The sequence below is a fragment of the Prosthecobacter sp. genome, assembly GCF_049294395.1.
GTDB lineage: Bacteria > Verrucomicrobiota > Verrucomicrobiia > Verrucomicrobiales > Verrucomicrobiaceae > Prosthecobacter.
On the sequence record NZ_JBAQCR010000266.1, the window covers coordinates 1 to 5,406 of the forward strand.

The 5,406-nt window shown below is 60.5% G+C and carries 5 protein-coding genes; 4 read left to right on the top strand and 1 reads right to left on the bottom strand.

Annotated elements, in window-relative coordinates; all coding sequences use genetic code 11:
* Positions 1 to 170 precede the first annotated feature (170 nt).
* From WAW39_RS18195 to WAW39_RS18205, 3 genes are all read left to right on the top strand, one after another.
* On the top strand, positions 171 to 2,189 hold the full coding sequence (locus tag WAW39_RS18195; protein ID WP_422320611.1) for an alpha/beta hydrolase family protein: 2,019 nt from the start codon (positions 171 to 173) through the stop codon (positions 2,187 to 2,189).
* 18 nt (positions 2,190 to 2,207) lie between these two features.
* Positions 2,208 to 2,561 carry a DUF1493 family protein gene (locus tag WAW39_RS18200; RefSeq protein WP_422320612.1) on the top strand — a complete coding sequence of 118 codons (354 nt, stop codon included), beginning with the start codon at positions 2,208 to 2,210 and terminating at the stop codon, positions 2,559 to 2,561.
* A gap of 88 nt (positions 2,562 to 2,649) precedes the next feature.
* On the top strand, positions 2,650 to 3,129 hold the full coding sequence (locus WAW39_RS18205) for a hypothetical protein (RefSeq protein ID WP_422320613.1): 480 nt from the start codon (positions 2,650 to 2,652) through the stop codon (positions 3,127 to 3,129).
* Positions 3,130 to 3,390: 261 nt separating this feature from the next.
* Here WAW39_RS18205 and serA read toward each other — a convergent pair whose 3' ends face one another.
* A complete protein-coding gene (serA, locus tag WAW39_RS18210; RefSeq protein WP_422320614.1) occupies positions 3,391 to 4,998 on the bottom strand; it encodes a phosphoglycerate dehydrogenase in 1,608 nt (535 codons plus the stop codon).
* Positions 4,999 to 5,131: 133 nt separating this feature from the next.
* Here serA and WAW39_RS18215 point away from each other — a divergent pair.
* On the top strand, positions 5,132 to 5,406 hold a 275-nt coding region (locus WAW39_RS18215), incomplete at its 3' end, for a hypothetical protein (protein ID WP_422320615.1).

Consider the following 5,406-nt stretch of genomic DNA (forward strand, 5'->3'; position numbering starts at 1 on the left):
AGTTCACGGAAACGCGCGGCGGGAAGGCGCGTGAGGCGGTGAAGCAGGGGCCGGAGACGAAGCGCATTGTGATTGAAGGGAGCGAGAGCGAGGGGTTTTAGAGCATTCGTTTCGCTCGCATGATGAACTTTGCCTGCTCGCAGCGTTAGAATGCGCTTCACTTCCCAACCATGAAATCCAAGCTGCTCCTCCTTGCCGTTCTCGCGTCGTCCATTGTCCGTGCTGAGGACAGCCGGCTGCAGGCGCCGAAGGATTTGAACGGGTATTTTCCTTTCAATCCGCCGTCTTCGCTGAGTGAGTGGGATGCGCGGAAGGATTATGTGCGGAAGCAGATTTTGGTGGCGGAGGGGCTGTGGCCGATGCCGACGAAGACGCCGCTGAATGCGGTGGTGCATGGGAAGGTGGAGGGGGATGGCTTCACGGTGGAGAAGGTGTACTTTGAGAGTGCGCCGGGATTTTTTGTGACGGGGAGCCTGTGGAAGCCGAAGGTGATCAAGGGCAAGGTGCCGGGGGTGATGTTTGCGCACGGGCACTGGAAGGATGCGCGGCTTTCAATTGAGACAGATGCGAAGGTGCGGGCGGAGATCGCGGCGGGGGGCGAGCGTTTTGAGCGGGGTGGGAAGAGTATTTTTCAATCGCTCTGCGTGCAACTGGCGCGGATGGGCTGCGTGGTGTGGCAGTGGGACATGCTGAGTGATTCGGACTCGGTGCAGATCCCGCGGGAGATCGTGCACGCATTTGCGAAGCAGCGGCCGGAGATGAACACGGCGGAGAACTGGGGGCTGTACAGTCCGCAGGCGGAGGCGCATCTGCAATCCATCATGGGTCTGCAGACGTGGAACGCGGTGCGGGGGCTGGACTTTTTGCTGTCGTTGCCAGAAGTGGATCCGGAGCGTACGGCGATCACGGGTGCGAGCGGTGGTGGCACGCAGACGATGCTGCTGGCGGCGATCGATGACCGGATCAAGCTTTCGTTTCCATGTGTGATGGTGAGCACGGCGATGCAGGGTGGCTGCACGTGCGAGAACACTTCGCTGCTGCGGATCGGCACGGGGAATGTGGAATTTGCGGGCCTCTTTGCGCCGAAGCCGCAGGGGATGAACACGGCGAATGACTGGACGAAGGAGATGGCGACGAAGGGTTTCCCTGACCTGCAGAAGCTGTACGCAACCTTTGGCAAGAAGGACAATGTGTTCCTGCTGCGTGGGGAACACTTTCCGCACAACTACAACGCTGTGACGCGCTCTGCGTTTTACACGTTTGTGAACAAGCATTTCAACTTGGGGCAGGAGGCGCCGGTGATCGAGAAGGACTATGAGCCGCTGACGCGGGAGCAGCTGACGGTGTGGGATGACAAGCACCCTGCCCCGAAGGCGGCGGATCCGGAGTTTGAACGCAAGCTGCTGAAGTATATGACTGCGGATGCGGAGAAGCTGCTGAGCGAGGCGGACCCGAAGGTGCTGCGCGAAGGCATCGAAGTGGTGATCGGCCGGACGTATGACAAGGCGGGCGAGGTGGAGTGGACGCTGAAGGACAAGCAGGACCGTGGCGACCACCTGGAAATGACGGGCACGCTGACGAACAAAACCTACAACGAGGAGCTGAGCGTGGCGTGGCTGTACCCGAAGGAGTGGAACGGGCGGGTGGTGATCTGGCTGGATGACGCGGGCAAGTCGGGCATCGCGAACGCGCAGGTGAAGGAACTGGTGAAGGGTGGCGCGGCGGTGCTGGGCGTGGATCTGCTGTTTCAAGGAAGCGAACTGGCGAAACAGAACCGGCTGGTGGCGAATCCGCGTGAGTTTGCGGGCTACACGTATGGCTACAACAGCGCGCTGTTTGCGCAGCGTGCGCATGATGTGCTGACGCTGACGAGCTTTCTGCGGAACACGAAGGTGGGATCGCACCCGAGCCCGAAGTCGGTGTGCATCGCGGCGCTGGGTGAGCAGACGGGGCCGATCGCGCTGGCAGCGCGTGCGGTGGCGGGTGAGGCGATCGACCGTGCGGCGTATGACACGCATGGCTTCCGCTTTGGGAAGATCCTGGATTACCGTGACCCGATGTTTCTGCCGGGTGGGGCGAAGTATCTGGACCTGCCCGGGATGATCAAAGTGCAGGGGTCTTACCTGAGCTGGGTGCGTGGTGAAGGGAAAGATACAGAGGCAGGACTGGTGGAGTGGCTGCTGAAGTAGGGGCAGCTCATGCAAAATTTGGAAGAAAGCGTCATTGAGTTTGTGGCCACCTTCACAGGATTCAAGGCTGAGCGCATTCACCTCCAGACAACGTTGTACGGCGATCTCGGTGTCGCTGGCGATGATGGATTGGATTTGATCCAAGCCTATGGGAAGAAATTCCAAGTGGATCTGATGGAGTTCCAGTCTGAGCACCATTTTGGCAGCGAAGGAGTAAGCATCCTAGCGCCGCTTAGCCTGCTATGGATGGTGCTTAGCCATCCGTTTCGTCAGAAGCGGACTTCAGAGGAGGAGTCAAACGTTCAGGCCGTTCGGATTTGTGACCTGATCACATTCGCACGCGCCGGACGCTGGATGGTCAAAGCAAACTGAAGATGCAGGTGCCGCTGATGATGTGACTCAGGTTTGGGGTGGACACCCCATGGCGGATGATGGGGGCGCTTTTTAGAGTCTACTCACCATGAAACCTCTCCCCTACTTTTTTTTTGCTGCCACGCTGGCCTGCTGCGGCAGTGCTTCAGCTCAGACCGGCAGCCCGCCCGCCAAGGAGGTCAAAACGACCACTGTGGAGACGAGCGTCATCCCCAACGGCATTGTGTTTTATCGCAACAAAACCTACTTCATTCGCAATGAGCGAGCGGTCCTGGTGGATGCCTTTCTGATACCCGTGGGACAGGTGCTGACGCCCGATGGGCGGCTGGTGGTTTTGCCAACAGACTTCGTCAATGATATCAGCCCCACGGTGAGAGAGGGGCTTTTTACCATCAATGGACAGGCGTATTTGATTCGGAATGGCCTCATGACGAAGGTGAGTGCCGTGCTGGTGCCGGAGGGGCAGGTGCTGACTGCGGATGGCCGGCTCCAGCCGTTGCCTGCTGATTTCAGCGGTTTTGTGCAGGATCGTGCGGCAGGGGGCAGCGGGCTGCCGACCCCACGCTGATTTTCGGGTCTACAGGTTTTGCCTGGTTAGGCCGGGGTGCGCAAATTGAGCAAGGACAGGCTGATAAAAAGTGAGGCTCACTTGCGAAGAACCAACAACTCCCGCATTCGAGCATTTCCTGGCACGCGCGTGCCACAGTGTCCGTCGAAAGCGGCAGCTGCGTTCCTTCCTCACTGCGCGACCGCAGTCCAAATGGGGGCATGCTGCATCAGTCCTCGATGCGGCGCTGCAGCATCGAGGACGAGGAGTATTCGCAGGCGCTTAGACGGCCACGCAGTGGACCTTGCTGATGCCCTGGATTTTTTCCAGTTCGGCGAGGACTTCGGCGCTCGGGGTGGTGTCGAGGGTGAGGAGGGTGAAGGCTTTGCCGGACTCTTTGTCGCGGCTGAGGCTCATGTCGGCGATGTTGACGTTGTTTTTGCCGAGCGTGGTGCTGTAGGCGGCGATCATGCCGGGGCGGTCGATGTTCTCGATGAAGAGCAGCGTGCCTTCTGGGCGGGCTTCGATGCGGTGGGTGTTCACCTTCACGATGCGGGGTTCGTTGCCGAAGAAAGTGCCGGCGATGCTGGCGGTCTCGGTATCGTTTTTGGCGATGACTTCGATGAGGTCGGTGAATTCGCTGGCTTCGGGCAGGCGGCTTTCGGTGAAGCGGAGGCCGAGGTTTTCAGCGACGCCGTTGGCGTTGATGTAGTTCACCTGCTCGGCACCGACGGCGCGCTCGAGGAAGCCTTTGAGCACGGCGCGGGAGATGAGGGAGGTGTCGCCACCGCCGACTTTGCCGCTGTAATTGATGCGGACGACGTTGGCGCGCGCAGGTGCGAACTGGGAGACCAGACGGCCAAGGAGTTCACCGAACTTGAGGAAGGGACCGATTTCGGCGAGCACCTTGGGATCGACGTTCGGCATGTTCACCGCGTTGACAACGGTGCCCTGAAGAAGGTGGGCCTTGATGACTTCGGCGATTTCGATGCCGACGTTTTCCTGGGCTTCTTCGGTGGAGGCACCGAGGTGGGGGGTGAAGACGGTGTTTGGGGCGCTGAGGAGGGGGTAATCGGCCGGTGGGGGCTCGACTTCGAAGACGTCGAGGGCGGCGCCGGCGATGGTGCCGTCGGTGAGAGCCTGGGCGAGTGCGGCGTCGTCGATGAGGCCGCCGCGAGCGCAGTTGATGATGCGGCAGGTCTTCTTGAGGGAGGCAAGACGCTTGGCATTGATCATGTGCTTCGTCTCGGGAGTCAGCGGCATGTGCATGGTGATGTAATCAGCCTGCACGATGGCGGCGTCGAGGTCCTCGCAGAGGGTGACTCCAAGGCTTTCGGCGCGGTTTTTGGAGAGGTAGGGGTCGTAGGCGACGACGCTCATGCCGAAGGCTTTGGCGCGCTTGGCGAACTCGGCACCGATGCGGCCCATGCCGAGGACGACGAGGGTCTTTTCAAACACTTCGGTGCCCTTGAACTTGGCGCGGTCCCATTTGCCACTGACGATGGTGGCGTGGGCCTGGGGGGTCTTGCGGGAGAGGGCCATCATGAGGGTGAAGGCCTGCTCTGCGGTGGAAATGGTGTTGCCGCCGGGGGTGTTCATGACGACGACGCCGCGCTTCGAGGCGACGGGGACGTCGATGTTGTCCACGCCGACGCCGGCGCGGCCCACGACCTTGAGGTTGGGGGCTGCTTCGAGGACCTTGGCGGTGACTTTGGCACCGCTGCGGACGATGATGGCGTGGGCATTGCGGGAGGCCTCGATCATGGCGTCCTCGGCCTTGAGATTCATGTTCACCTCAACAGAGAAGGACGGCTCCGCTTTGAGCAGGTCGATGCCTTTGCTCGAAATGGGGTCGTTGTTGCCGGCGATGAGGATGTTGAACTTGGACATGTTGGGGTTGGGGGGAAAGGGGGCGCAAACTAGCCACCTTTATCCGCCGCTCAAGGAGCAATGCGTGCTGGACAGAATAGAGTGTGAGCGTTCATATAGTGCTATGTTTGCAGGAACTACGTTAGAAAAAGCCATGCTCGGCACCGGCCCCATTGTCCCTGAGACGACATTTTACGCCGTGGCTGCCGCCGCCGTCCTGCTGCCGATGCTGATCACGTGGCTGGTGATGAGGGGCAAACTCAAGCGTTTGGAGCGCGAATCGGGTGCAGCGTTGGAGCAACTGCGCACGGAATCCGGGGCTGCGCTGCAGGCTGCGCAGGCCAAAGCGGCCTCCGAGGCTGCGGAATATGCCCGAAACAGCGCGGCGGCCGCGGCGAGCTTTGCGGATCTGCAGCAGCGCTTTAGCAC